This window comes from Halobacterium sp. CBA1132, from assembly GCF_001485535.1.
In the GTDB taxonomy this organism is placed as follows: Archaea; Halobacteriota; Halobacteria; order Halobacteriales; family Halobacteriaceae; genus Halobacterium.
Genome location: NZ_BCMZ01000001.1, coordinates 557,437 through 582,337, shown reverse-complemented (window position 1 = coordinate 582,337; position 24,901 = coordinate 557,437). Strand labels below are relative to the sequence as shown.

Here is a 24,901-nt window from a genome sequence, read left to right as displayed (position 1 = left end):
AGTGGTGGGCGCGTCCGAGTCCGCCGACAATCCGGCCTCCGTCCCGGGCTACTCGCCACGGCCCATCGCGTAGAACTCGTCGTTGGGCCGCATGTCCGCGACGGCAGCCATTCGGTTCGAGAGGTTGAAGAAGGCTGCAACGGCCGCGATGTCCCACACTTCCTCGTCGGAGAAGCCGGCGTCGCGGAGCCCCTGGACGTCCTCGTCTCCGACGGCTTCCGGGGACTCCGTGAGCTTCACCGCGAAGTCCAACATCACGGCGTGTTCCTCGGAGACGTCCGCGCTGCGGTGGTTCGTGGCGAGTTGGTCCGCTAGTTTTGGGGCTTCGGCGTAGATGCGGCAGAGCGCGCCGTGCGCGACCACGCAGTAGAGGCAGTCGTTGGCGCCGCTGACCGCGACCGTGATCATCTCGACCTCCTCCCGGACGAGGGGCGTGTCCTCGACGAGCGCGTCGTGGAACGCGAAGAACGCGCGGAAGTGACTGGGCTTGTACGCGTACGCCTCGAAGACGTTCGGCGTGAAGCCGGCGCGCTCGGTCTCCTCGGCGATTCGCTCGCGGAGGTCTTCGGGGATGTCGTCGCTGTCCGGGACGGGGAACCGTCGCATCGCGTCACTCATACGTAGACGCGCGGCGGGACACCACTAAGCCGTTTACACGCAGACCCCTCCCGAGTTCACTCGTCGGCGAGGCGGTCGCCCGCGGCGAGTCCGCTCTCGACGGCGGCGTGGACGCGGCCCTCGCCAGCGACCCAGTCGCCGGCGACGTGGAGGCCGGCGTCCCGAATCGCCGCGACCGGCGCGGGGTCGACCGCGTCCTCGGGGAGCGCGTACCGCCAGCCCTGCGTGTCGGTCCACGCAGGGTCCACGAGGCGGGTGTCGTCGAGCAGCGCGGCGGCGTGCTCGGCGGCGCGCTCGGTCTGCCAGTCCGGGTCGCGGTCGTAGTGCTCGCGCGACCAGTCCGGCGCCATCTGGACGACAAACAGTTCGCCGTCCGGGACGTGGCCGGGCTTGCAGGACTCGCGCGCGAGCCAGCCAACATCGTGAGCATCGTCGGTGTTCACGAGCGCGTACCACTCGCGGTCCACGTCGAAGTCGTACCGGAGAACTGCGGTCACGACGCTGCGGTACGGAACCGACTCGACCGCGTCGCGGGCGGCCGCAAGTCGGTCGTCCTTCCAGTCGGTCGCCGCGAGCAGGTCCGCAGTCTGTGGCGCCGGCGGCGTCAGCAGTACGTCCGCGAACGGGCCGTACGTGGTGCCGGCGGCGCCGGTGAGCGTCCAACCATCGTCCTCGCGTGCGAGCGACTCGATGCGCGTCTCGCGCTGGACGTCGGCGTCGGTGCGCGCGAACAGGCGCTTCGCCAGTTGGGTGATGCCGTCCTCCCACGTCCACTTCGGTTCGTCGCTGCTCCGGCCGGGCGCGATTCCGCCGTCGCCGTCGAACGTCCACACCGGCTCCGCGATGTCGTGGAGGCCGTCCTCGCCGAGGTCGCGCACGAGGGCGCCGACGAGGCCGTCGCCGGATTTGACGTAGTTCGCGCCGTGGTCGTACCGGCAGTCGTCGCGGCGCCGCGTCGCCGCGCGCCCGCAGACGCCGCGCGACTTCTCGAAGACGGTAACCTCGCGCGCATCGTTCCGGAGGCGATAGGCGGCCGCCGCGCCGGCCGCGCCCGCGCCGACGATTGCCAGCGAATCAGTCACGTCGCTGGGTTGGCTCGCCAGCCCCTTAGCACTCCACCAATCGGCAACTGCCGAAGCGGGACAGCAGCCTACGAGTGCAGCGTCCGGATGATACCCGGGACCAGGTACGCGAACGCCACGAACACCACGACGAGCAGCACCGTGAGGAGGAATGCCACGGGAGTCATGAAGAATCTGTTCCGACAGAAGCGGCGTAATTCTTGTGGCCGTTTCGGCGCCCAACGGAAAACGGTTTGACGCTCACCCACCCACGAAAGACCATGAAGGTACGAATCGGTGCCGGCGCGACCGACGAGGAAGCCAGCGCGGTCGCCGCCGCGCTCGCCGAACACGTCGCCGACGAGGTCGAAGTGTACCTCGGCGACGACGACGAACCCGCGGCCGTCCACGAAGCCCCCGCGCCCTCCACCAGCCCCGAGGACGACGACCTCGGACCGACCGAGCGCGAGGCGAGCCTCCGCGAGGAGATCGCGGACATCCTCGAAGGCGGCCCCGAGAAGTACAAGGAACGACTCGGCGAGCAGGACAAACTGTTCGTCCGCGACCGCCTCGACCTCTGGTTCGGGGAGGCCGGCGGGGACGGCAACGGCGACCTGCTGTTCGAGGACGGGAAGTTCGCGAACTTCGACTCGTGGCATCCCGACAGCCCGGACGTCGACGAGGCCGACCCGGACACCCGCCTCCCGGCGGACGGCCTCATCACCGGCGCCGCGGACTTCGAGGACCGCGACGTTCACTTCATGGCCAACGACTTCACCGTGAAGGCGGGGTCGATGGCCGAGCGCGGCGTCGAGAAGTTCCTCCGCATGCAGGAGCGCGCGCTCAAGACCGGCAAGCCAGTCCTCTACCTGATGGACTCCAGCGGGGGTCGCATCGACCAGCAGTCCGGGTTCTTCGCGAACCGCGAGGGCATCGGGAAGTACTACTTCAACCACTCGCGACTCTCCGGGCGCGTCCCCCAGATTTGCGTGCTGTACGGCCCCTGCATCGCCGGCGCCGCGTACACGCCCGTGTTCGCGGACTTCACCGTGATGGTCGAGGGGATGTCCGCGATGGCCATCGCCAGCCCGCGGATGGTGAAGATGGTCACCGGCGAGGAAATCGGGATGCAGGAGTTGGGCGGCCCGGACGTCCACGCCCGCCAGTCCGGGAGCGCGGACCTCGTCGCCCGCGACGAGGAGCACGCCCGCGAACTCGTCTCGGACCTGATTCAGTACCTCCCTGACAACAGCGACGAGCAGCCGCCGAGCCAGCCCGCGAAACCGCCCGCGAAACCCACGGAGGGCATCGACGGCCTGATTCCGGAGTCCCCGAACCGCGCGTACGACATGCACGACCTCATCGAGCGCGTCGCCGACGCGGACTCCTTCTTCGAACTCAAGCCCGAGTACGGCCCCGAGATTCTCACGGGATACGCGCGCATCGACGGCCGTACGGTGGGTATCGTCGCGAACCAGCCCGCCGAGCGCGCGGGCGCCATTTTCCCCGACGCCGCCGAGAAGGCCGCGGAGTTCGTCTGGAAGTCCGACGCCTACAACATTCCCCTCCTCTACCTCTGTGACACGCCGGGCTTCATGGCGGGCTCGCAGGTCGAGAAGGACGCGATTCTGGAGAAGGGCAAGAAGATGATTTACGCCACCAGCGAGGCCACCGTCCCCAAGCAGTCCGTGGTCGTGCGGAAGGCCTACGGCGCGGGCATCTACGCGATGAGCGGGCCCGCCTACGACCCCGAGTCCACCATCGCTCTCCCCTCCGGCGAAATCGGCATCATGGGCCCGGAAGCCGCCATCAACGCGGTGTACGCGAACAAGCTCGACGACATCGACGACCCCGAGGAGCGCAAGCAGCGCGAACGGGAACTCCGGGAAGAGTACCGCGAGGACATCGACGTCCACCGGATGGCCAGCGAGACCGTCATCGACGAAATCGTCCCGCCGTCGGAGCTACGGAGTGAACTCGCAGCGCGCTTCGACTTCTACGAGGGCGTCGAGAAAGACCGCCCGTCGAAAAAACACGGCACGATTCTCTGAGGCCGCCGGCCGCCCGGCGGGCTACGACAGGTGCGCCGTAACGTCTGTCGAGGAAATCATCCCGACGTAGTCGTCGTCGACGACCGGGAGGTGTTTGATGCCGTACGTCGTCATCATCGCGGCGACCTCCTCCATGTAGAGGTCGGGCGCGGCGGTCTCCACGTCGGTCGTCATCACGTCCGCTACCGTCAACTCGGTCACGTCTTTCCCCTCCGCGACGGCGTCGAGGACGTCCGTGCTGCTGATGATTGCGCGTGGCGTCGTCGTTACGACGAGCGCGCTGATGTCTTTGCTGCGCATCCGCTCGGCGGCTTCTTTCACCGTCGCGTCGGCGGCAATCGTCTCCAGCGGCGCGGACATCACGTCCTCGACTGTCAGTCTATCGGAAGAAGACATACCGTACGCGACGACCCCCTCGACTAAGGCAGTTTCCCCGTCCTGGTCCCACTCTCGGGACGCAGCGCGTCGACGAGCACGGCAAACGCGAGGCCGACGAGGCCCACGTCGCGCGCGAGCACGTCCCCGAACTGGCCGGTCGCCGCCCAGACGACGGCGAGGTAGCCGACGGTCGCCGTCAGTGAGACGGCGGCGACGAGCGCGGCGAACGCCGTCCAGCGGTCCGCGAGCAGCAGCGCCGCGAACCCGAGTTCCAGCCAACCGTTCGCGAGCACGAACACGCGCGGCGAGACGACGATCCACGGCGCCAGCCAGTCGGTGACGTACACCGTCCAGCCCGCGGGGTCGAGGAGTTTGTGCGTGCCCGCCGCGACGAGCATCAGGCCGAGCCCCAAACGCGCCAGCGTCGCGGGGTCGGGTGCCCGAGCGGCGAACTGCCGTGCGCGGCCGCGAACGGACATCACTCGGCGTGTTCGCGTTTCAGCGAGAGCGCGGTGCGGTCGAACTCACAGACCAACTCGTCGTCGCGGTTCACGGCGAACACCTCGACGTGGAACGTGACGACGCCGCGCTCGCCGTCGCTGGTCTCGCGCTTGTCGGTCACCGTCGACTGCACGCGAACCGTGTCGCCGTGGAACACCGGAGCGGGGTGCTCGACGTCGTCGTAGGAGAGATTCGCGACGATGGTGCCGTCCGTAGTGTCCGGAATCGTGAGGCCGACGGCGAGACTCATCGTGTAGAGGCCGTTGACGACGCGCTCCCCGAACTGGCTGTCCGCGGCGAACTCGCCGTCGAGGTGCAGCGGCTGCTGGTTCATCGTCATGTCGCAGAACTGCTGGTTGTCCGCCTCCGAGACGGTGCGTCGCTTCTCGTGTTCGATGGTCTCGCCGACCTCGAAGCCCTCGTAGTAGCGTCCCGCCATGAACGAACGCGGTCGGCCCCAACCCTTAAAACCGCCGAAATATCGGCCATCAGGCTTTTAGCGCGGCGTTTGGCCACCATCCTTTTTCGGTCGTCGTGCGTCGTCTCACACAGATTATGCAACGGAACTACGTCCGTGCGGGAATACTCGTGGCAGTCGTCGTCGCGGCCGCCGCCCTCACAGGTGTCGGAGCGGCAGCAACGGGCGGTTCAATCGAGGCGTCACCGAACGACGCGGGCGCGACGTCGACCCACACGGTGACGGCGACCGTCGACAGCGATGAGGCCGGGAGCTCGTTGAACGGGTTCAGAGTCGACTACGAGGCGACCGACGTGAGTAACGTCGGACAGGGCGACATCACCGAGATGTACGTCCAGCGTGCCAACAACAGCGAGACTATCGACGTCTCCGACGACATCAGCGGTGTCAGTATATCGAACAACGGCGAGAGCATCAAGATTACTCTCGGGGGAAGCTACGACCTCTACGAGAACGACCAGGTGGTGATTACCTACGAGGGCGCACAGAATCCGGCCGCGGGCGACTACGATGTCGGTATCCGCATCAACCCGCAGAGCAGTAGCGCAACGGCGTCAGCGACCCTCTCGATTTCCAGCACTTCGACGACGACACAGACGACCACGCAGACAACGACACAGACTACGTCGGACACGACCCAGACGACCACTGACTCCGACGATACCACCACGACCACCGACTCCGACGACAGTGACACGACCACGACGACGAGCAGTTCCAGCGGAAGCGACACGACGACTGCCTCGGACGACGAGACGACGAGCGTCACGGCGTGGGCGAACGTGACCGCCACGCCCGACGACGCGAACGAAACGGCAACGCACACCGTGTCCGTCGTCGTCGACGACGAGACGGGCGGCGACTCGTGGAATGGACTGGAGGTTAGCTACAACGGAACGGGGGTAGACGTGAGCGACGTCGGACAGGGCGACATCACGAGAATCGGTATCGACCGCACCGGGAACACGAGCAACGACACGCTCACTGTGAACGTCTCCGATGACCTCAGCAGCGTCAGTGCCGAGAACGACGGTGAGACGCTGGTCGTCGGCCTCGGCGGGAACTACACGCTCGAAGCCGGCGACGAGGTCGTCGTCGCCTACGAGGACGTTCAGAATCCCGGCGCGGGCAACTATTCGGTCCCCGTGGACGTGAACTACCAGAGCAGCGGCGGCACGGCGAACGCCTCGCTATCCCTGGACGCGACCCAGACGACGGTCGCCCAGACTACCGAAGAGACATCGGCCGACGCGTCGACGACCACTGCGCCGACGCAGACCGACGCGCAGACGACGGCGGACTCGACGCCGTCGACGTCGCCCGGCTTTGGCACCGTCGCGGCGGCCGTCGCGCTCGCCGCCGCGGCCGCGCTGCTCGTGCGTCGATAGACATACAAGCGGCCGGGGCGACCCCCCGGCATGGCTCGACGCAGCGTCCTGTTCTCGCCGGGTGACCAGCCGGAGTTACTGCGGAAGGCCCCACAGACCGGCGCGGACACCGTCGTCTTCGACCTCGAAGACGCGGTCGCGCCCGCGCGAAAGACGGAGGCGCGGACCGCCGTCCAGTCGGTGCTCGCCGACCCCGAGTTCGACCCGGACTGCGAGGTGTGCGTGCGCGTGAATCCGCTGGGGTCGGGCGCCCGCGACGACGTGGCGACGGTACTCGCGGGGGAGAACCCGCGACTCGACGCCGTCGTCCTCCCGAAAGCGACGGCCGCCGACGAGGTGACGACGCTCGGCCGACTACTCGACGAGCGCGCGTTCGACGTGCCGGTGTTGGCGCTCGTGGAGTCCGCGCGCGGCGTCCTGCACGCCGAGGAAATCGCGGACGCCGGGCCGACGGACGCGCTCGTGTTCGGCGCGGAAGACCTCGCGGCGGACGTGGGGGCGACGCGGACCGACGACGGCGTGGAGGTCCTGCACGCCCGCGAGCAGGTCGTGCTCGCGGCCGGCGCGGCGGGCGTCGACGCCATCGACACCGTCTACACGGACATCGAGGACTCGGACGGACTCAGCGAAGAGACTGCGTTCGCCGCGCAGTTGGGGTACGACGGGAAACTCGCGATTCACCCCTCGCAGGTCGAGGTCATCAACGACGCGTTCACGCCCACCGACGAGGACATCGAGTGGGCCGAGCGCATTCTCGACGCGACGGAGGAGGCCGACGCGGAAGGCCGCGGCGTGTACCGCGTCGACGGCGAGATGGTGGACGCGCCGCTGGTCGCGCAGGCCGAGCGCGTTCTCGAACGGGCGCGGGCCGCTGGCTCCCACGACGGGACTTAGTGACAGTCGACGGCATCATGTGATGGGGACTCCGCCACGTTTTTGCTGAGTGGCGGAGTCAGTCGGCGTATGGCGGACGTCAATCCCTTCGAGAGTCTGCAGGAGCAACTCGACGACGCGAGCGAGTACCTCGACGTCGGCGACGACGTGCTCGAACGCCTCAAACAGCCCGAGCGCGTGCTCGAACTCACACTCTCCGTGGAGATGGACGACGGGACCATCGAGACGTTCGACGCGTACCGCTCGCAGTTCAACGGCGACCGAGGACCGTACAAGGGCGGCATCCGCTACCACCCCGGCGTCACGCGCGACGAAGTGAAGGCGCTCTCCGGGTGGATGGCGTACAAGACCGCCGTCGTCGACATCCCCTACGGCGGCGGGAAGGGCGGTATCGTCCTTGACCCCAGCGACTACTCCGAGAGCGAACTCGAACGCATCACGCGGTCGTTCGCCAAGGAGATTCGCCCGTTCATCGGCGAGGACAAGGACGTGCCCGCGCCGGACGTCAACACCGGCCAGCGGGAGATGAACTGGATCAAAGACACCTACGAGACGCTGGAGAACACGACCGAGCCCGGCGTCATCACGGGGAAGGCCTTGGAGAACGGCGGCAGCGAGGGCCGCGTGGAGGCCACAGGTCGCTCGACGATGTTCGCCGCTCGTGAGGTCTTCGACTACCTCGACAAGGACGTCGAGGAAGCTACCGTCGCCGTGCAGGGCTACGGGAACGCCGGCTCGATCGCGGCCAACCTCATCGAGGACCTCGGCGGGCACGTCGTCGCCGTCTCGGACTCCTCGGGCGCCATCTACAACCCTGAAGGGTTCGACACGCGCCACGTCAAGGAGTTCAAGCGCGAGACCGGCAGCGTCGCCGGCTACGACGGCGCCACCGAGGAGTTCACGAACGAGGAACTGCTCACGCTCGACGTCGACCTGCTCGTGCCCGCCGCGCTGGAGAACGCCATCGACGCCGACCTCGCGGGGGCCGTGCAGGCCGACATCGTCGTGGAGGCCGCCAACGGGCCGCTCACGCCGGACGCCGACGACGTGCTCGCGGAGCGCGACGTCCACGTCGTCCCGGACATCCTCGCGAACGCGGGCGGCGTCACCGTCTCGTACTTCGAGTGGGTGCAGAACCGCCAGCGCTTCCAGTGGACCGAAGAGCGCGTCAACGAGGAGCTGGAGGCCGTGATTACGAACGCCTTCGACGCAATGATCGACGCCTACGAGGCCAACGACCTCCCGAACCTCCGCACGGCCGCGTACGTCGTCGCCATCCAGCGCGTCGTCGACGCCTACGAAGGCAGCGGCACGTGGCCGTAGGGCCAAGAAACGAACCCGCGGCCGCAGGCGTTCGCCACCGGCGCTACACTTTTCTCCACGGTATCGAATGTAGTGATAGGGACACTATTCGATGGGGTGGAACAGCGACTGGTGGCAGTCACCCGTCCTTGTCGTCGCTGCACCGCCTCGTGGTTCCCGCCACCGTCGTCGCTGGAGTGCTGTTGTATTACTTCAGTCCGACAGCCGTAACGTCGGCCGACCGACTCAGCGACGCATGGAGCGCCGTCGCAAAAGTGGGGTACTTCGCGGCTATGGGCGGTACCGTCAGCGTCGCTGTCTTCGTTAGCGGAAATCAGCGAGCGGCGATTCTCGGAGTGGTTGCGGTGACGATGGTCGGTGCGTTCCTCGCGAGGGAAAACTTGGGAGGCGACAGCTGAACGCCGTTCCGCTTAGACGTAGCCTTCCTCGGCGAGGCGTTCGACCGCTTCTTCGAGGCGTTCGGTGCTGGCGGCGTACGAGATGCGCGCGTACCCCGGCGTGCCGAACGCGCTGCCGGGAACGGTGGCGACGTGGGCGTCCTTCAGGGCGTCCTGACACCACTGCTGGTCGTCCTCGTCGACGGGCACCATCACGTAGAACGCGCCGTCCGGCTCGGGCACGTCGACGCCATGCTCGGCGAACAGTTCGAGCAGCCGCTCCTTGCGGGACTCGAAGGCGTCGACCATCTCGTCGACGGCGTCGTCGGTGTTCTCGATGGCTTCGACGCCGCCGTGCTGGACGAAGTTCGTCGCCGAGGACACCGAGTGCGAGTGGACCTTCCCGGCCTGGTCGATGAGTGACTCCGGTCCCGCGAGGTAGCCGAGCCGCCATCCCGTCATCGCGTACGCCTTCGAGAAGCCGTTGATGGTGACGGTGCGCTCGAACATCCCGTCGAGGGCGGCGAGACTGACGTGCTCGCGGCCGTAGTTGATGTGCTGGTAGATTTCGTCCGAGATGACCGTCACGTCGTGCTCGACGGCGAGGTCACGGACGGCCTCCATGGCCTCCCGGGAGTAGACCGAGCCAGTGGGGTTGCTCGGCGAGTTCACGACCAGCAGTTCCGTGTCGTCGGAAATCGCGGCTTCGAGTTCGTCGAGCGCCGGCTCCAACTGGAAGTCGTGCGGCGAGAGGTCGACGCGAGTCAGCTCCGCGCCCGCGATTTTCGCCATCGCCTCGTAGGACACCCACGCGGGGTCCAGGAGCGCGACCTCGTCGCCGTCGTCGACGAGCGCCTGGAACGTCTCGAACAGCGCCTGCTTCGCGCCCGGCGTCACGATGACGTTGCCCGCCTCGTAGTCGATGCCGTCGCCGCGGAGCTTCGCCGCGATTGCCTCCCGGAGCGCCGGGATGCCGTTCGAGGACGTGTACCCCGTCTCGCCGGCTTCCAGCGCGTCCTCGGCGGCGTCCTTGACGTTCTGCGGCGTGTCGAAGTCCGGTTCGCCGACCGAGAGGTCGATGACGTCCTTGCCCTCGGCTTCGAGTTCGTTCGCGAGGTTGCTGACTGCAAGCGTCGCGCTCGGTTCCACTCGTCGTACCCTGTCGGTGAAGTCCATCTTAGAGTTCCTCCGCGAGGTGAATCGCGCTGTCTACTGCTTCCGCTCCCTTCTGTACTCGTTCGCGTGCTTCCGCGCCCGACATCCCCGGGCCGGCGACGCCGAACGCCACCGGCGTGTCGCGGTCGAGGCTGACGTCGGTGAGCTTCTGCGCGGTCGCGTGAGCGATGACGTCGTCGTGGTCGGTGTCGCCCGTGACGATTGCGCCGACGACTGCGACGGCGTCGACGTCGTCGCGTCGCGCGAGTCGGTCGGCGGCCAGCGGCGCGTCGTACGCGCCCGGCACCCGGACCAACTCCACGACGTCGGCGCCCGCGTCGTCGGCCGTCTCCACGGCCGCCGACTCCATCTGTTCGGTGACGCTGCGGTTGAACTCCGCAACGACGAGCCCGAGCTCTACCATGTCAGAACGGTCTCCCGGGGCGGATAAAGGCCTACCGTTCCAGACAGCGCGAACCCACAAGTTTGTATGCACACCGTTCCGTTTGGCGAACGAGATGCCCTCCTTCGGACGCCGCCGCGCCGCGGCGCTGGCGGTCGCTGTCGCGGTGCTGGCCGCCCTCGCGCTGCGGGTGGTCGCACTCGGTGACCGCACCTTCCACTGGGACGAAGCCCGGGTCGGCTACTGGGTGCTGCAGTACGCCGCCTCCGGCGAGTGGTCGTATCGCGCCATCGTCCACGGGCCGTTCCTCTTCCACGTGAACGAGTGGCTGTTCGGCGTCTTTGGGGCGAGTGACGCCGTCGCGCGAGCGCCCGTCGCGGTCGTCGGCGCGCTCCTGCCGGCGACAGCGTGGTTGTTCCGCGCACGCCTCGACGACGTGGAGGTCGCAGCGCTGGCGGGGCTGCTCGCGCTCAACCCCGTGCTCGTCTACTACTCGCGGTTCATGCGCAGTGACGTGCTCGTCGCGGCGTTCAGCGTCGCCGCGCTCGGCCTCGCGGTGCGCGCGCTCGACACCCGCCGCGGCGGCTACCTCGTCGCCGCCGGCGCGGTGCTCGGACTGGCGTTCACGACCAAGGAGAACGCGCTCGTCTACGTCGCGATGTTCGCCGGCGCGAGCGCGCTCCTGCTCGACGAACAGCTGTTCACGGCGCGAACGCGCGGTGAATCCTTCGAGAGCGTGCTCCACGCGACCCTGCAGCGAGTGGGTGGCGGACTGGTCGCGTGGCGGCGCGCTCTCGCGGGCGGGACGCTCGCGTTCCTCGTCGTAGTCGTCGTCTTCTACGCGCCCCGGCCGGAGTTCTACGCGGCGCTCGCGAATCCGACGCAACTGCCGGGCGTCGTCGCTGCGGGGACGGCCGGCGCGTGGGCGGAGTTCTGGAACACGTGGGGCATCAGCGGTAGCGCGTCCCGACAACACAGCTACATCGCGTTCCTCGCGGACGCGCTGCGGACGCTCGGCGCGGCGTCGCTGATGCTGGTCGCGGCCGCGGTCGTCGGCTTCCTCGCAGAGCGCTACGCCACCGACGACTCCCGCGACCTCGTGCTGTTCGCGGGCTACTGGGCGGTCGCGTCGGTCGTCGTCTACCCCGCGATTACGGACATCTCCGGGCACTGGTCGGTCGTCCACGCGGTCGTCCCGCTGGCGATTCCGGCGGCCGTCGGCGTGCGCGTCGTCGTCGACCGCGGGCGCTCCGCGTACGCCAGCGACGACCGCGTCGGCGTCGCGCTCGCCGCGCTCGTACTGGTGGCGGCCGTCGGTCAGATGGGCGCTGTCACCGCGGAGACATCGTACTTGATGCCGCAGGACGAAGACAACGCGCTCGTGCAGTACGGCCAGCCCGGAAGCGACATGGGCGAGACGCTCGACCGAATCGAACGCATCGCGCCCCGCAACGACGGGACGGACGTGCTCTACTACGGCAGCCACTTCTACATCACCGGCGACTACGACCCGACCGACCCCGACAGCGTCGCGGGCACAGACTGGTTCAATCGGCTGCCGCTCCCGTGGTACACCGAGCGAGCGGACGCGACAACTGACTCGACAGTGCGACTAACGGAACCGACGACGGGGAACGCGACGGGCAGCGTCGAGACGGCGGACGCGCCGGTCGTCGTGACGGAGGCCGAGAACTACCGGGGCGTCCGCGAACACCTCCACTCGAACTACGAGGGGTGGACGTACGAACTCACGGCGACGAACACGATAATCGTCGTCTTCGTCGACACCGAGGCGCCGGGCTTCGCCGAACCCCGGTAATCACGGTCGTGAGTACTTCGTCGGTTCGTTCGGCAATTCTTATGCAGGAGTAGGCGGAAGTCGCGGGTGATGACGGTACCCGTTCCCGGAGCGACAGTCGGGGTCGTCGGCGGCGGCCAACTCGGCCGGATGCTCGCGGAAGCAGCGAGTCCGCTGGGCGTCGACGTGGTCGTCCTCGACCCGACGCCGGACTGTCCGGCGTGTCCGCCCGCCGCCGACCAGATTACGGCGGCGTTCGACGACCGCGACGCCATCCGCGACCTCGCCGAGCGCGCGGACGTCCTCACCTACGAAATCGAGCTCGCGGACCCCGCGGTGCTGGCGGACGTCAGCGAGACCGCCGACGTGCCTGTCCACCCGTCTCCGGGGACGCTGGAGACGATTCAGGACAAGCTCGTCCAGAATCGGGCGTTCGAGGACGCCGGCGTGCCCGTCCCGGCGTTCCGCGCGGTCGACGACGAAGCCGACCTCGATACCGCGTTCAACGACCTCGGGCGGCCGCTGATGGTGAAACAGCGCACCGGCGGCTACGACGGCCGCGGGAACGCGCCCGTCGAGTCCGTCGACGAAGCGCGCGAGACGTTCGGCGGGCTCGACGGACTGGTCGCCGAACGGCTCGTTGACTTCGACCGCGAACTCTCGGTCATCGCCGCCAGCGGGGACGGCGAGACGGCGACGTTCCCCGTCGCGGAGAACGTCCACGAGGCCGAGATTCTGCGCGAATCCGTGGTACCTGCACGCACCAGCGAGCGCGTCCGCGAGGAAGCGACTTCGGTCGCTCGCGACGTTCTCGACGCGCTCGACGGCCGCGGCGTCTTCGGCGTGGAACTGTTCGAGTGCGCGTCGCACGGCGACGCGGGAAAATCGAGCGGGCGAAGCCCGCGAGACGGGGACGACCGAATTCTGGTCAACGAAGTCGCGCCCCGGCCGCACAACTCCGGCCACTACACCATCGAGGGCTGTCACACCTCGCAGTTCGAGCAGTTCGCCCGCGCGCTCTGCGGGCTGCCGCTGGGGGACACCGGCCTGCGCCAGCCGACCGTGATGGCGAACGTGCTCGGCGACCCCGACGCAGAAGAGCGGCCCGCGGAACTGGCGGGCGCGTCGAGCGCGCTCCGCGACGACCGTGTCGCCCTGCACTGGTACGGCAAACGCGACGTCCGCCCGCTCCGGAAGATGGGGCACGTCACGGTCGGCGGCGACGACCGCGGCGAACTCCTGATGCGCGCCCGCGCCGCCCGCGACGCACTCTCCTTCCAACAATGACCACCGTCTCAGACCTCGTCGAGTTGTTCGAATCGGAAGCACAGCGCGACCGCCCCAGCGAACAGACGCCGGACGTCGGCATCGTCATGGGCAGCGACAGCGACCTCGACGTGATGGCGGGCGCCCACGACGCGCTCGTCGACCTCGGGTTCGCGGAAGTCACGGACTACGACGACCCGCCCGAGGGCTACTCCTTCGAGTCGTGGGTCGTCTCCGCGCACCGCACGCCGGACCTGATGTACGCGTACGCCCAGACGGCCGCCGGCCGCGGCCTCGACGTCATCATCGCGGGCGCCGGCGGGAAGTCCGCCGACCTCCCGAACATGACCGCGTCACTGGCGTACCCGATTCCGGTCGTCGGCGTCCCCGTCCAGGAGAAGTCCGTCGACTCAGTCATCGGGATGCCGACCGGCGCACCCATCACGGCCGTCGACGCGGGGAAGTCCTACAACGCCGGGCTGTCGGCCGCCCAGTTCCTCGCGACCAGCGACGACGAACTTGCCCAGCGACTGCGCGACCTCCACGCCGAGCAGAGCGACGGCGTCGCGGACGTGTCCCGCGAACTGCACGAACGCGGGACGCCGGGCTTCCGGTCGGAACGGGACTGACTAATCACGTGGGCGACGCCCGAACGCCGCAGTCGCCCTGAAACGCTAAAATTCTGCCGCGTGCGGCCGTGCGGGCATAAATCAACGTTTATGGGCGTGGGGTCCAAACTCCCGCTCGTCACGGAGACACTCCTATGAATCCATGGATCGCCATCGGTATGTTGGCGCTCGTGGGCATCCTCATCCCGGTAACGATGATGACGGTGTCCTCGTTGTTGCGCCCGACCGTACCTGAACAAGGGAAGCGAGCCACTTACGAGAGTGGCGAGGTTCCGACGGGGGACGCGCGCGTCCAGTTTAACATCCAGTACTACATGGTCGCGCTGCTGTTCCTCGTGTTCGACATCGAGACCGTTCTCATCTTCCCGTGGACCGTCATCTACCAAGACGCCGTCCAGTCCGCCGGCCTGACGCAAGCACTGCTGCCGATGCTCGTTTTCATCGGCGTGCTCGTCGTCGGCCTCGCGTGGGCGTGGCGGAAAGGCGTCGTCCGGTGGGTGCGAACACCGCGGCACGGAGGAAAACCACATGAGCAGTGACCAACCACGCGACAGTATTACGGGATCCAGCGAACCACTGACCGACACCCGCGAAGCCCGAATGGGGGAGGGCGTCGACAGCCGGTTCAACTCGAAACTTCGAGAGGCGTTCGGCTCGACGCCGTTCATCCTCACGAAGTTCGACAAGTTCATGAACTGGGTTCGCGGGTCGAGTATGTTCATGCTGCAGTTCGGTATCGCTTGCTGCAGCATCGAAATGATGCACACGTACTCGGTCAAACACGACCTCGACCGCTTCCACGCCGGCGTCCCGCGGGCGTCCCCGCGGCAGGCCGACGTGATGATCGTGCCGGGAACTATCGTCTCGAAGTTCGCCCCGCGCATGAAGCGCGTCTACGACCAGATGCCGGAGCCGAAGTTCGTCGTCGGCATGGGCAACTGCACGGCCTCCGGCGGCCCTTTCCAAGAAGGGTACAACGTCGTGAAGGGCGCCGAGGAAGTCATCCCGGTCGACATCCACATCCCGGGCTGCCCGCCCCGTCCCGAGGCGCTCGTCTACGGCGTCGCGAAGCTCCAGGAACGCATCGCGAACGGCGAGTCCTCCCCGGTCACGGTCAAGCCCTACGAACTCGAAGAGTTCGGGGACCTCGACCGCGACGAGATGGTCCAGAAGCTCGCCGACGACATCGACGAGGAGACGCTCGTCATGCGCTACAACTGGGCTGATTCGCCATGAGTACGCCGAGACGTTCCCGCTCGCGCCGCTTCGCGGGCTGCGACTCGTCTACTCACACTCGACACCGGAGGTGTCTCGCATGAGTACGTACGACGAACGCAACGTCGAACCCCCGACGACCGAGTCGGGCGACGTCGACGGTGACGCTATCGAAGACCTGCTCGGCGACCACGTTCTCGACCGCGAGCAGCACCTCAACGCCGACGCCTACGTCGTTCGCGCGGATGCCGTCCAGGACGTCCTCCGGACGCTGCGGGACGACGCCGGCTTCGACCACCTCTCGTGTGTCACCGCCGAGGAGCACGAGGACCGCTTCGAGAGCATCTACCACCTGAAGCAGTACGACGACCCGACCAACGAGGTCAGCATCGTCGTTCCGACCGCCCGCGAGGAGCCGGTCAGCGAGAGCGCGGCACCCGTGTTCCGCACCGCCGACTGGCACGAGCGTGAAGCCTACGACCTCGTGGGCGTCCAGTACGACGACCACCCGAACCTCGAACGGATTCTGCTCCCCGACACGTGGCAGGGCCACCCGCTCGGCTTGGACTACAACCAAGAAAAGCCCCAGATTGTCACGTTCGAGGAGAACAAGAACCCCCTCGAGGACCACCAGCGCGGCGGCGACGACTCGGACACGATGTTCCTCAACATCGGTCCCCACCACCCCGCCACGCACGGCGTCCTCCACGTCGAGACGGTCCTCGACGGCGAACAGGTCGCGGACGTCAACCCCGACATCGGCTACCTCCACCGCTGCGAGGAGCAGATGGCCCAGAAGGGCACGTACCGCTACCAGATTATGCCGTATCCGGACCGCTGGGACTACGGTCCGGGCGGCATCGTCAACGAGTGGGCGTACGCCCGCGCGGCCGAGGACCTCGCGGACATCCAGGTCCCCGAGTACGCGCAGGTCATCCGGACGATGGGCTCGGAGATGTGCCGCATCGCCTGCCACCTGCTCGCCACCGCGACGTTCGCGCTGGACCTCTACGGCGACTTCACCGCAATCTTCATGTACGGTATGCGGGACCGGGAGATCGTCCAGAACCTCCTGGAGGACCTCACCGGCCAGCGCATGATGTTCAACTACCTCCGCCTCGGCGGGGTCGTCTGGGACATCCCCGAACCCCGCGAGGAGTACTTCGAGAGCGTCCGGGACTTCCTCGACGACCTCCCCGGGAAACTCGACGAGTACCACGACCTCATCACGGAGAACGAGATTTTCCAATCGCGGTGTGTCGACACCGGCTACCTCGACCCCGAGGTCGCCAAAGACTACGGCGTCACGGGCCCGGTCGCCCGCGGCTCCGGCGTCGACTACGACCTCCGCCGCGACGACCCCTACGGCTACTACGACAAGCTCGACTGGGACGTCGTCACCGAGGACGGCGGCGACAACTTCGCGCGCCTCCTCGTGCGGATGCGCGAAATCGAACAGTCCGCCCGCATCATCGAGCAGTGCGTCGACCTGCTGGAGGACTGGCCCGAGGACGAGCGCGACATCCAAGCGAACGTCCCGCGCACCCTCAAGCCCGAGGCCGGCAAGGAGACCTACCGCGCCGTCGAAGGCGCGAAGGGCGAACTCGGCATCTACATCCGCGCGGACGGCACCGAGAAGCCGGGCCGGTTCAAGATTCGCAGCCCCGCGTTCTCGAACCTCTCCGCGCTCCAGGAGATGTCCACCGGCGAGTACATCCCGGACCTCATCGCCACGCTCGGCAGCCTCGACGTGATTCTCGGGGAGGTGGACAGATAGATGGCGACGGCGACACCACTCCCCGACACGATTCAGGACCTCCTCGGTATCGGCGGTCTCGCCGGGGAGCTGTTGTCCATGCTGCTCGGCGCGGCCCTCGTCGGCACAATCATGCTGACGATGACGGCGTTCGCGGGCCCGTGGGCGAAGCGGAAGATTACCGCGGCGTTCACGGACCGCATCTCCGTCAACCGCATCGGCCCGTGGGGGCTGGGCACCATCATCGTCGACGCAGTCCGCCTGCTGTCGAAAGAACTCATCATCCCCGAGGGCGCCGACCGGCCCGCGTTCGACATCGCGCCGGTCGTGCTCGCGGGCTCGGCGATTCTCGGTTTCGCCGTGATTCCGATGGGGAACGGCATCCACCTCGCCGACCCCGAGACGGGGCTGGTGTTCGTGTTCGCTATCGCGTCGATTGCGAGCCTCGGCCTCCTGATGGGCGGGTACGCGTCGAACAACAAGTACAGCCTGCTGGGCGGCCTGCGGGCCGTCGCGCAGAACGTCGCGTACGAGATTCCGCTCGTCGTCACCGCGGCCTCCGTCGTGCTGTTCACGGGGTCGCTCCAGATGAGCGAAATCGTCGCCGCGCAGACCGCGGAACTGACGACCATCGCCGGATTGCGGATTCCGTCGTGGTTCGCGTTCGTCAACCCGTTCGCGTTCGTGCTGTTCATGGTGGCGAACCTCGCGGAGGTCGGCCGGAACCCCTTCGACACGCCGGAAGCCCCGACCGAGATTGTCGGCGGCTACCAGACCGAGTACTCGTCGGTGTACTTCGTGCTGTTCTACCTCGGCGAGTTCGTTCACATCTTCCTCGGCGGCGCCATCATCGCGACGCTGTTCCTCGGCGGCCCGGCGGGACCGGTCCTGCCCGGGTTCGTCTGGTTCACCATCAAAATCTGGGGGGTGTTCCTGTTCACGCAGTGGTGCCGGTCGGCGGTGCCGCGCGTCCGCATCGACCAGATCATCGAGATTGGCTGGAAGGGCCTGCTGGTACTGTCCTTCGCTAATCTCGTGCTCACCGCAGTTATCCTCGGGGTGCTCGGACTATGATTGGACTACTCAAAGGGATGGCAACGACGATGAAACACGCGCTCGACGGTGACACGTTCACCGTCGAGTACCCGGAGGAAGCGCCCGAAGTCAGCCCGCGCTTCCGCGGGGTGCACAAGTTCAGCCAGGAACGCTGCATCTGGTGTCGCCAGTGCGAGAACGTCTGCCCGAACGACACCATCCAGATTGTCACGGACAAGCAGCGCAACGGCGAGCAGTACAACCTCCACGTCGGCCAGTGCATCTACTGCCGGCTCTGCGAGGAGGTCTGTCCGGTGGACGCGATTCTCCTCACGGAGAACTTCGAGTTCACCGGGGACACGAAACACGACCTCGTGTTCAACAAAGAACAGTTGAAGAACGTGCCGTGGTACAACGACCTCGACCCGCTGGCGTCCCGCGAGCCCGACCGGGGAGCGTGGGTCGGCGAAGGCGAAGGCGAGGTCGACTACCAGTAGGCCCGCGCCCGTCTCGAAACCTACAAAGGGCGTATTTGCGAACCACAAGGTGACTGAAATGACGACCGAAACAATCGCGTTCGGGCTGTTCGCGCTGCTCACTGTAGCGTGCAGTCTCGGCGCTGTCCTGGTGCGGGACGTGTGGCACTCCGCGCTGCTGCTCGGCGGCTCACTGATGAGCTTCGCCGTGCACTACGTGATGCTACAGGCGGAGTTCGTCGCCGCGATGCAGATTCTCGTCTACGTCGGCGGCGTCCTCATCCTCATCACGTTCGCAGTGATGCTGACACGTCAGACTAGAGGTACAGAAGAGGTGACTAACGCATGACGACGCGACCACGGCTGCGCGACCCGTCGACGTTCGTGACGGGCATCGTCGCGGTGGCGCTGTTCGTCGTGCTCGCGGCCGTGTTCCTCAACGCTGGGTTCGGGAGCGCGGTCGGCTTCAGCGGCGACGCCAACATCACGGCGACCATCGGCTACGCGCTGTTCGGCCTGATGAACGTCGCCGGCGAGAGCGCGCCCGCAAGCGAGGGCTTCCTCGCGGCGTTCGAGATTATCGACGTCGTGCTCGTCGCCGCGCTCGCGGGCGCCGTGATGCTCGCGAGCCGCGACACGGAAGGAGGTGACGGCGAGTAATGGCGGTCGCCGTCGAGTACTACCTCCTGCTGTCCGCGGCCGTGTTCTGCACGGGCGTGTTCGGCATTCTGACGCGCGAGAACGCGCTCATGTTCCTCATCAGCGTCGAGCTGATGCTGAACGCCGCGAACATCAACCTCGTGGCGTTCTCGCACTTCTACGGCAACCTCACGGGGCAGGTGTTCAGTCTGTTCGTGATGGCGATTGCCGCCGCCGAGGTCGCAGTCGGCCTCGGCATCATCCTCGTGTTGTACCGGAACTTCGACGACATCGACGTGCGGAACGCTACGACGATGAGGTGGTAAGATGGTAGGTGCAATTGATTTCACTCCGGCCATTCCACTGCTGCCGTTCGCCGCGTTCCTCGTGGCACTGCTCGTCGGCCACTTCGCGCCGCGCCTGCTGCCGAAAGGCGGCGCGATTCCCGGCATCATCGCGACAGCCGGGTCGCTGCTGTTGTCTCTCTGGACGTTCGTGGCCGTGAGCGGCGGCGGCTACCACGCACAGGACCTCTACACGTGGGTCGTCGGCCAGAACACGTTCAGTCTCCACTTCGGCATCCTCGTCGACCCGCTGTCGGCGATGATGCTGGTCATCGTGTCGCTGGTCGCCGTCCTCGTCCACGTGTTCAGCCTCGGTTACATGAACGACGAGGGCGAGACCGGTCTGCCGCGGTACTACGCCGGCCTCGGCCTGTTCACGTTCTCGATGCTGGCGTTCGTCGTCGCGGACAACCTCCTGATGGCGTTCATGTTCTTCGAGCTGGTCGGGCTCTGCTCGTACCTGCTCATCGGGTTCCACTTCCGGGAGCCCGGCCCGCCGAGCGCCGCGAAGAAGGCGTTCCTCGTCACGCGCTTCGGGGACTACTTCTTCCTCATCGGCGTCGTCGGCATCCTCGCGACGTTCGGCACCGCGCGGTTCGTCGCAGTCGGTGACGGCGTCCACAGCTTCCCGCACCTCGCCGAGCAAGCGCTCGCGGCCGCGGGCGGCGAGGGCACGATGCCCGAACACGTCGCGCACTTCCTCGACGTCGTCGGCATGAACGCCGAGACGTGGTTCATGGTGCTCGGCCTGCTCGTGCTCGGTGGCGTCATCGGGAAGTCCGCGCAGTTCCCGCTGCACACGTGGCTGCCCGACGCGATGGAGGGCCCGACGCCCGTCTCCGCGCTCATCCACGCCGCGACGATGGTGGCGGCCGGCGTCTACCTCGTCGCGCGCATGTACGGCTTCTACGCGCTGCTCCCGACCGTCCTCGCGATCATCGCGTTCGTCGGCGGGTTCACCGCGCTGTTCGCCGCCACGATGGGCGTCGTCAAAGACGAACTCAAACAGGTGCTCGCGTACTCCACCATCAGCCAGTACGGCTACATGATGCTGGGGCTGGGCACCGGCGGCTACATCGCCGCGACCTTCCACCTGATGACCCACGCGTTCTTCAAGGCGCTACTCTTCCTCGGCGCCGGGTCGGTCATCATCGCGATGCACCACAACGAGGACATGTGGGACATGGGCGGCCTCCGCGAGAAGATGCCCGTGACCTACTACACGTTCCTCTCCGGCAGCCTCGCGCTCGCCGGCATCGTGCCGTTCGCGGGCTTCTGGTCGAAAGACGAGATTCTCTACGAGGCGCTCATCTACGGCGCCGGCGACAGTCCGATTCTGCTCGCTGCGTACGCGATGGGGCTGCTCGCGGTGTTCTTCACTGGGTTCTACACGTTCCGGATGGTGTTCCTCACCTTCCACGGCGAACCCCGCAGTGACACCGCCCGCGACCCCCACGGCGTCCGCTGGAACGTCAAACTCCCGCTGGTCGTCCTCGGGATTCTGGCGGCCACCATCGGCCTCGTGAACATGGGGCCGGTCGCAGAACTCACCGGTCTCCACATCGACTACCTCCACCAGTGGCTGGTGATTCCGGAGACCAGTAACTTCGCCGCGCTCGGCTACGAACACTACCACCACCTGCTCGAAGAGTTCGGCGGCTACCACGCCGCCGACATCGGCCCGCTCGTTCCGGGCGCCATCTCGCTGGCGCTCGCGCTCGGCGGCGCCGGCCTCGCGTGGGTGCTGTACAACGTCGACTCGCCGACCGAGCACACCGAGAAGCTCGGCGGCGTCAAGACCGTACTGTACAACAACTACTACCAGGACGAGTACCAGGTGTGGCTCGCCCGAGGCGTCACGCTCCCCGTCGCCCGCGCCGCCGACACGTTCGACCAAGGCATCGTCGACGGCGTCGTCAACGGCGTCAGCAGCGTGAGCCTGTTCACCGGCAGCCGCGTCAAGCGCATTCAGGACGGTATCGTGACTCACTACGCCGCCCTGTTGACGCTGAGTCTGGTCGTCCTCCTGGTTGCGTTCGGCCTCCTCGGGGGGTGGTTCTGAATGTTGATCGAAGCACTCATCGCCGTCACGTTGGTTTCGGCGTTCGTCGTCATGCTCGCACCCGACGAGGTCGCGGGCAAACTGGCGTTCGCCCTGAGTCTCCTCCCCGTCGCGGGGAGCCTCTGGATGTTCGGACAGTTCGACGCGAGCGGCAACGCGCTCTTCGAGAGCGGGTCGCTGGCGTTCGAGACGACCGCACGCTGGATCAGCGTCGGTCCGTACGCGCTCAACTGGCACGTCGGCCTCGACGGCATCAGCATGCCGCTGGTCGTGCTGTCGACGCTGCTGACGTCGCTCGCCATCGTGAGCGCGTGGACGCCGATTCAGGAGCGCCAGAGCCAGTTCTACTCGCTGATGCTGTTCATGCTGGCGAGCCTGCTCGGTGTGTTCTCGGCACTGGACTTCTTCGTCTGGTTCGTCTTCTGGGAGTTCGTGCTGGTGCCGATGTACTTCCTCATCGGCATCTGGGGCGGCCCGCGCCGGAAGTACGCCGCCATCAAGTTCTTCGTCTACACGAACGTCGCCAGCCTCCTGATGTTCATCGGGTTCGTGGCGCTCGTGTTCGCGCTCCCGGTCCAGACGATGGACCTGCCGGCCATCGCGGCCGCGCTCGACGCCGGGAACTTCCAGACGACGTACGGCCTCGGCGCGGAGACGCTGAAGGTTGTCGCGTTCTTCGCGATGTTCATCGGGTTCGCGGTGAAGGTGCCGCTGGTCCCGCTGCACACGTGGCTGCCGGACGCCCACGTGCAGGCCCCGACGCCGGCCTCGGTGATGCTGGCGGGGGTCCTCCTGAAGATGGGTACGTACGCCCTGCTCCGGTTCAACTTCACGCTGCTGCCGGGCGTCGCGCGCGACTACGCGGTGCTCATCGCCGCCATCGCCGTCGTCTCCGTCATCTACGGCGCGATGCTCGCGCTCGCCCAGCAGGACCTCAAGCGCATCGTCGCGTACTCCTCGGTGTCGTCGATGGGGTACGTGATTCTCGGGCTCGTGGCGTACAACGTCTACGGGCTCGGCGGCGCGACGTTCCAGATGGTCGCCCACGGCCTCATCTCGGGGCTGATGTTCATGTGCGTCGGCGTCATCTACAACGTCGCTCACACGCGCATGGTCGGCGACCTCTCCGGCATCGCGGACAAGATGCCGGTGACCGCCGCGGTGTTCGTCGCCGCGGCGTTCGGCTACATGGGCCTGCCGCTGATGGCTGGCTTCGCCGGCGAACTGTTCATCTTCCTCGGCGGCTTCAGCGCCACCTTCCCGTACGCGCAGCTGTTCACGGCGCTGGCGATGTTCGGCATCGTCGTCGTCGCGGGCTACCTGCTGTTCGCGATGCAGCGCGTCCTCTTCGGGCCGTTCAGCGCGGACACGGACTACGACATCGTGCCCGCGGCGCCCCACGACGCGGTCGCCATCGTCGTGTTGGTGTTGCTGGTCGTCGTGCTCGGGACGGTTCCCGAGGTGTTCTATGGCATGATTCAGGACGCGGTCAACCCGATGGTGGACTCGCTGCCGGAGGCAACCACCTTCCTCCTCGGGGGTGAGCTCTGATGGTAGAGCTCCCCTCGTTGACGCCCCAGCTTCTGCTCGGGGCGACGGCGCTCGTGCTGTTCGGCGTCGACATCATCGCGCCCGAATCCAAGAAGAACGGCGTGCTCGCGTCGGTGAGCGCCGTCGGCGCGGCGTCGGCCGCCGCCGTCGCAGTGTGGTTCCTCGCGGCCGGCTCGGGCGACTACCGCTTCGTGCAGTTCGACGGCGCGCTCGTCGTGGACGCGTTGAGCCTGTTCTTCGCGTTCGTCGTCGCGAGCGTCGCCACGCTCGTCGTCGTCGCGAGCTACGACTACGTCGAGGGCGAGAAGCACGTCTCCGAGTACTACGCGCTGGTGCTGCTGGCGGCGACCGGCATGTCGCTGATGGCGGCCGCCAACAGCCTCGTGACCGTGTTCGTCGCGCTGGAACTGGCGAGCCTGCCGTCGTACGCGCTCGTCGCGTTCCTGAAGACCGACCGCAGTAGCGTCGAAGCGGGGCTGAAGTACTTCCTCATCGGCGCGCTGTCCTCCGCGGTGATGGCGTACGGCATCAGTCTCGTGTACGCCACGACGGGCACGCTCCTGCTGGACAACATCGCGGCCGAAGTCGCTGGCAACCAGTTCAGCGGCGTGCTCGGCCTCGGTATCCTGATGCTCGCCGGCGGGTTCGCGTTCAAGACGGCGTCCGTGCCGTTCCACTTCTGGGCGCCGGAAGCCTACGAGGGCGCGCCCGCACCGATTAGCGCGTTCCTCTCGTCGGCGTCGAAGGCCGCCGGGTTCGCGGTCGCGTTCCGCGTGTTCACGACCGCGTTCCCGCTGGACGTGGTGTCCGCGGTGGCCATCGACTGGTCGCTGCTGTTCGCCGTGCTCGCGGTAGTCACGATGACCCTCGGGAACTTCGCGGCGGCCACCCAAGACGAAGTCAAACGGATGCTCGCGTACTCCTCTATCGGGCACGCGGGCTACGTGCTGATGGGGCTTGCCGCGCTCCAGAGCGGCGCCGCGGAGGCGAACGCGTTCGTGCTCGGGGCGTCGATGACGCACCTGCTCGTCTACGGGTTCATGAACACGGGCGCGTTCCTGTTCGTCGCGCTCGTGGAGTACTGGGGCGTCGGCCGCAAGTTCGAGGACTACAACGGCCTCGCGACCCGCGCGCCCGTCGCCTGTGTCGCGATGACCGTGTTCATGTTTAGCCTCGCCGGCCTCCCGGTCGGCGGTGGCTTCGTCTCGAAGTACCTGCTGTTCGCGGGGACCGTTCAGGCTGGCTTCGCGTGGCTCGCGGCCATCGCGGCCATCAACAGCGCGCTGTCGCTGTACTACTACTCGCGAGTCGTGAAGGCGATCTGGATCGAGGACCCGAGCGACGACCTCTCGCTGGAGGGGACGCCGACCGGCCTCTACGCCGCCGTCGTCGCCGCCGCCGTCGCAACGGTCGTCCTGCTGGTGGCGTTCGACCCGGTCGCGCAGACCGCCGTCCACGCCGCCGACGTCCTGTTCGCGCTGTAAGCGAACGGGGCACAACGGT

The 24,901-nt window shown here is 67.1% G+C and carries 25 protein-coding genes and 1 pseudogene; 19 read left to right on the top strand and 7 right to left on the bottom strand.

The features are described 5' to 3' along the window. Window positions 1–48 precede the first annotated feature (48 nt). Complete coding sequence (locus AVZ66_RS02960; RefSeq protein ID WP_058981680.1) at window positions 49–618, bottom strand: peroxidase-related enzyme; 570 nt, start codon at window positions 616–618, stop codon at window positions 49–51. Window positions 619–674: 56 nt separating this feature from the next. Next, the gene (locus tag AVZ66_RS02955; RefSeq protein WP_058981678.1) at window positions 675–1,700 is read right to left on the bottom strand and encodes an NAD(P)/FAD-dependent oxidoreductase; all 1,026 of its coding nucleotides are present in this window, start codon (window positions 1,698–1,700) and stop codon (window positions 675–677) included. Between the two features lie 260 nt (window positions 1,701–1,960). Here AVZ66_RS02955 and AVZ66_RS02950 point away from each other — a divergent pair, with 260 nt between their 5' ends. Then, window positions 1,961–3,730: an acyl-CoA carboxylase subunit beta gene (locus tag AVZ66_RS02950; RefSeq protein WP_058981677.1), complete on the top strand. Its 1,770-nt coding sequence runs from the start codon at window positions 1,961–1,963 to the stop codon at window positions 3,728–3,730. Between the two features lie 21 nt (window positions 3,731–3,751). Here AVZ66_RS02950 and AVZ66_RS02945 read toward each other — a convergent pair whose 3' ends face one another. From AVZ66_RS02945 to AVZ66_RS02935, 3 genes are read right to left on the bottom strand one after another with little or no spacing between them, the layout of a single operon-like run. After that, window positions 3,752–4,126, bottom strand: a complete 375-nt coding sequence (locus tag AVZ66_RS02945; RefSeq protein ID WP_058981673.1) for a cyclic nucleotide-binding/CBS domain-containing protein — start codon at window positions 4,124–4,126, stop codon at window positions 3,752–3,754. 23 nt (window positions 4,127–4,149) lie between these two features. Then, entirely contained in the window at window positions 4,150–4,587 is a 438-nt protein-coding gene (locus tag AVZ66_RS02940) for a DoxX family protein (RefSeq protein WP_082678755.1), read from the bottom strand. Further along, complete coding sequence (locus AVZ66_RS02935; protein ID WP_058981670.1) at window positions 4,587–5,048, bottom strand: MaoC family dehydratase; 462 nt, start codon at window positions 5,046–5,048, stop codon at window positions 4,587–4,589. The genes AVZ66_RS02940 and AVZ66_RS02935 overlap by 1 nt, the downstream gene beginning before the upstream one ends. A 116-nt stretch (window positions 5,049–5,164) precedes the next feature. Between AVZ66_RS02935 and AVZ66_RS02930 the strand changes: the two genes are divergently transcribed. From AVZ66_RS02930 to AVZ66_RS02915, 4 genes are all read left to right on the top strand, one after another. Continuing rightward, window positions 5,165–6,475, top strand: coding sequence for a PGF-CTERM sorting domain-containing protein (locus AVZ66_RS02930; RefSeq protein ID WP_058981668.1), 1,311 nt, complete (start codon window positions 5,165–5,167; stop codon window positions 6,473–6,475). A 30-nt stretch (window positions 6,476–6,505) separates the two neighbouring features. Beyond that, window positions 6,506–7,369 (top strand): CoA ester lyase, encoded by an 864-nt coding sequence (locus AVZ66_RS02925; RefSeq protein ID WP_058981666.1) that lies wholly within the window; start codon window positions 6,506–6,508, stop codon window positions 7,367–7,369. Window positions 7,370–7,438: 69 nt separating this feature from the next. Next, on the top strand, window positions 7,439–8,692 hold the full coding sequence (locus AVZ66_RS02920; RefSeq protein ID WP_058981664.1) for a Glu/Leu/Phe/Val dehydrogenase: 1,254 nt from the start codon (window positions 7,439–7,441) through the stop codon (window positions 8,690–8,692). 149 nt (window positions 8,693–8,841) lie between these two features. After that, window positions 8,842–9,090, top strand: a complete 249-nt coding sequence (locus AVZ66_RS02915; RefSeq protein WP_058981662.1) for a hypothetical protein — start codon at window positions 8,842–8,844, stop codon at window positions 9,088–9,090. 12 nt (window positions 9,091–9,102) lie between these two features. On the opposite strand, the gene AVZ66_RS02910 is transcribed toward AVZ66_RS02915, so the two are convergent. Together AVZ66_RS02910 and ribH are read right to left on the bottom strand one after the other, a co-directional pair. After that, the gene (locus AVZ66_RS02910) at window positions 9,103–10,245 is read right to left on the bottom strand and encodes a pyridoxal phosphate-dependent aminotransferase (RefSeq protein WP_058981660.1); all 1,143 of its coding nucleotides are present in this window, start codon (window positions 10,243–10,245) and stop codon (window positions 9,103–9,105) included. Window position 10,246: 1 nt separating this feature from the next. Then, window positions 10,247–10,648 (bottom strand): 6,7-dimethyl-8-ribityllumazine synthase, encoded by a 402-nt coding sequence (gene ribH / locus AVZ66_RS02905; protein WP_058981658.1) that lies wholly within the window; start codon window positions 10,646–10,648, stop codon window positions 10,247–10,249. A gap of 94 nt (window positions 10,649–10,742) precedes the next feature. Between ribH and AVZ66_RS02900 the strand changes: the two genes are divergently transcribed. The 14 genes and pseudogenes from AVZ66_RS02900 (at window position 10,743) to AVZ66_RS02835 (ending at window position 24,882) form a co-directional block, all read left to right on the top strand. Beyond that, window positions 10,743–12,446 (top strand): flippase activity-associated protein Agl23, encoded by a 1,704-nt coding sequence (locus AVZ66_RS02900; RefSeq protein ID WP_082678754.1) that lies wholly within the window; start codon window positions 10,743–10,745, stop codon window positions 12,444–12,446. Between the two features lie 18 nt (window positions 12,447–12,464). Beyond that, window positions 12,465–13,712, top strand: a pseudogene (locus AVZ66_RS02895) (5-(carboxyamino)imidazole ribonucleotide synthase); the annotation flags it as partial. Continuing rightward, the gene (gene purE / locus AVZ66_RS02890; RefSeq protein ID WP_058981651.1) at window positions 13,709–14,320 is read left to right on the top strand and encodes a 5-(carboxyamino)imidazole ribonucleotide mutase; all 612 of its coding nucleotides are present in this window, start codon (window positions 13,709–13,711) and stop codon (window positions 14,318–14,320) included. The pseudogene AVZ66_RS02895 and the gene purE, both read left to right, overlap by 4 nt. 134 nt (window positions 14,321–14,454) lie before the next feature. After that, on the top strand, window positions 14,455–14,859 hold the full coding sequence (locus AVZ66_RS02885) for an NADH-quinone oxidoreductase subunit A (protein ID WP_058981649.1): 405 nt from the start codon (window positions 14,455–14,457) through the stop codon (window positions 14,857–14,859). After that, window positions 14,849–15,556: an NADH-quinone oxidoreductase subunit B gene (locus tag AVZ66_RS02880; protein WP_058981647.1), complete on the top strand. Its 708-nt coding sequence runs from the start codon at window positions 14,849–14,851 to the stop codon at window positions 15,554–15,556. The genes AVZ66_RS02885 and AVZ66_RS02880 overlap by 11 nt, the downstream gene beginning before the upstream one ends. A 79-nt stretch (window positions 15,557–15,635) precedes the next feature. Beyond that, window positions 15,636–17,312, top strand: coding sequence for an NADH-quinone oxidoreductase subunit D (locus AVZ66_RS02875; protein WP_058981644.1), 1,677 nt, complete (start codon window positions 15,636–15,638; stop codon window positions 17,310–17,312). Beyond that, window positions 17,313–18,365: an NADH-quinone oxidoreductase subunit H gene (locus AVZ66_RS02870; RefSeq protein WP_058981643.1), complete on the top strand. Its 1,053-nt coding sequence runs from the start codon at window positions 17,313–17,315 to the stop codon at window positions 18,363–18,365. Then, window positions 18,362–18,823: an NADH-quinone oxidoreductase subunit I gene (locus AVZ66_RS02865; RefSeq protein ID WP_058981641.1), complete on the top strand. Its 462-nt coding sequence runs from the start codon at window positions 18,362–18,364 to the stop codon at window positions 18,821–18,823. Before AVZ66_RS02870 ends, AVZ66_RS02865 begins: the two co-directional genes overlap by 4 nt. A gap of 58 nt (window positions 18,824–18,881) precedes the next feature. Beyond that, window positions 18,882–19,151 carry an NADH-quinone oxidoreductase subunit J gene (locus AVZ66_RS02860; protein WP_058981638.1) on the top strand — a complete coding sequence of 90 codons (270 nt, stop codon included), beginning with the start codon at window positions 18,882–18,884 and terminating at the stop codon, window positions 19,149–19,151. Beyond that, window positions 19,148–19,462: a hypothetical protein gene (locus AVZ66_RS02855; RefSeq protein WP_058981636.1), complete on the top strand. Its 315-nt coding sequence runs from the start codon at window positions 19,148–19,150 to the stop codon at window positions 19,460–19,462. Before AVZ66_RS02860 ends, AVZ66_RS02855 begins: the two co-directional genes overlap by 4 nt. Next, complete coding sequence (gene nuoK, locus AVZ66_RS02850) at window positions 19,462–19,767, top strand: NADH-quinone oxidoreductase subunit NuoK (RefSeq protein WP_058981634.1); 306 nt, start codon at window positions 19,462–19,464, stop codon at window positions 19,765–19,767. The genes AVZ66_RS02855 and nuoK overlap by 1 nt, the downstream gene beginning before the upstream one ends. Window position 19,768: 1 nt before the next feature. After that, window positions 19,769–21,847, top strand: a complete 2,079-nt coding sequence (gene nuoL / locus AVZ66_RS02845) for an NADH-quinone oxidoreductase subunit L (RefSeq protein WP_058981631.1) — start codon at window positions 19,769–19,771, stop codon at window positions 21,845–21,847. After that, on the top strand, window positions 21,848–23,398 hold the full coding sequence (locus tag AVZ66_RS02840) for a NuoM family protein (protein WP_058981630.1): 1,551 nt from the start codon (window positions 21,848–21,850) through the stop codon (window positions 23,396–23,398). After that, a complete protein-coding gene (locus AVZ66_RS02835; RefSeq protein WP_058981627.1) occupies window positions 23,398–24,882 on the top strand; it encodes an NADH-quinone oxidoreductase subunit N in 1,485 nt (494 codons plus the stop codon). Before AVZ66_RS02840 ends, AVZ66_RS02835 begins: the two co-directional genes overlap by 1 nt. The last annotated feature ends 19 nt before the right edge of the window (window positions 24,883–24,901 follow it).

Bases quoted from the DNA above. Each gene is read 5' to 3' on its own strand.
- AVZ66_RS02960 (WP_058981680.1), bottom strand. From the start codon at position 618: ATGAGTGACGCGATGCGACGGTTCCCCGTCCCGGACAGCGACGACATC.
- AVZ66_RS02945 (WP_058981673.1), bottom strand. From the start codon at position 4,126: ATGTCTTCTTCCGATAGACTGACAGTCGAGGACGTGATGTCCGCGCCG.
- AVZ66_RS02870 (WP_058981643.1), top strand. From the start codon at position 17,313: ATGGCGACGGCGACACCACTCCCCGACACGATTCAGGACCTCCTCGGT.
- AVZ66_RS02840 (WP_058981630.1), top strand. From the start codon at position 21,848: ATGTTGATCGAAGCACTCATCGCCGTCACGTTGGTTTCGGCGTTCGTC.
- AVZ66_RS02885 (WP_058981649.1), top strand. From the start codon at position 14,455: ATGAATCCATGGATCGCCATCGGTATGTTGGCGCTCGTGGGCATCCTC.
- AVZ66_RS02950 (WP_058981677.1), top strand. From the start codon at position 1,961: ATGAAGGTACGAATCGGTGCCGGCGCGACCGACGAGGAAGCCAGCGCG.
- AVZ66_RS02835 (WP_058981627.1), top strand. From the start codon at position 23,398: ATGGTAGAGCTCCCCTCGTTGACGCCCCAGCTTCTGCTCGGGGCGACG.
- AVZ66_RS02900 (WP_082678754.1), top strand. From the start codon at position 10,743: ATGCCCTCCTTCGGACGCCGCCGCGCCGCGGCGCTGGCGGTCGCTGTC.
- AVZ66_RS02875 (WP_058981644.1), top strand. From the start codon at position 15,636: ATGAGTACGTACGACGAACGCAACGTCGAACCCCCGACGACCGAGTCG.
- AVZ66_RS02910 (WP_058981660.1), bottom strand. From the start codon at position 10,245: ATGGACTTCACCGACAGGGTACGACGAGTGGAACCGAGCGCGACGCTT.
- nuoL (WP_058981631.1), top strand. From the start codon at position 19,769: ATGGTAGGTGCAATTGATTTCACTCCGGCCATTCCACTGCTGCCGTTC.
- AVZ66_RS02940 (WP_082678755.1), bottom strand. From the start codon at position 4,587: ATGTCCGTTCGCGGCCGCGCACGGCAGTTCGCCGCTCGGGCACCCGAC.
- nuoK (WP_058981634.1), top strand. From the start codon at position 19,462: ATGGCGGTCGCCGTCGAGTACTACCTCCTGCTGTCCGCGGCCGTGTTC.
- AVZ66_RS02860 (WP_058981638.1), top strand. From the start codon at position 18,882: ATGACGACCGAAACAATCGCGTTCGGGCTGTTCGCGCTGCTCACTGTA.
- AVZ66_RS02935 (WP_058981670.1), bottom strand. From the start codon at position 5,048: ATGGCGGGACGCTACTACGAGGGCTTCGAGGTCGGCGAGACCATCGAA.
- purE (WP_058981651.1), top strand. From the start codon at position 13,709: ATGACCACCGTCTCAGACCTCGTCGAGTTGTTCGAATCGGAAGCACAG.
- AVZ66_RS02855 (WP_058981636.1), top strand. From the start codon at position 19,148: ATGACGACGCGACCACGGCTGCGCGACCCGTCGACGTTCGTGACGGGC.
- ribH (WP_058981658.1), bottom strand. From the start codon at position 10,648: ATGGTAGAGCTCGGGCTCGTCGTTGCGGAGTTCAACCGCAGCGTCACC.
- AVZ66_RS02920 (WP_058981664.1), top strand. From the start codon at position 7,439: ATGGCGGACGTCAATCCCTTCGAGAGTCTGCAGGAGCAACTCGACGAC.
- AVZ66_RS02930 (WP_058981668.1), top strand. From the start codon at position 5,165: ATGCAACGGAACTACGTCCGTGCGGGAATACTCGTGGCAGTCGTCGTC.
- AVZ66_RS02865 (WP_058981641.1), top strand. From the start codon at position 18,362: ATGATTGGACTACTCAAAGGGATGGCAACGACGATGAAACACGCGCTC.
- AVZ66_RS02925 (WP_058981666.1), top strand. From the start codon at position 6,506: ATGGCTCGACGCAGCGTCCTGTTCTCGCCGGGTGACCAGCCGGAGTTA.
- AVZ66_RS02880 (WP_058981647.1), top strand. From the start codon at position 14,849: ATGAGCAGTGACCAACCACGCGACAGTATTACGGGATCCAGCGAACCA.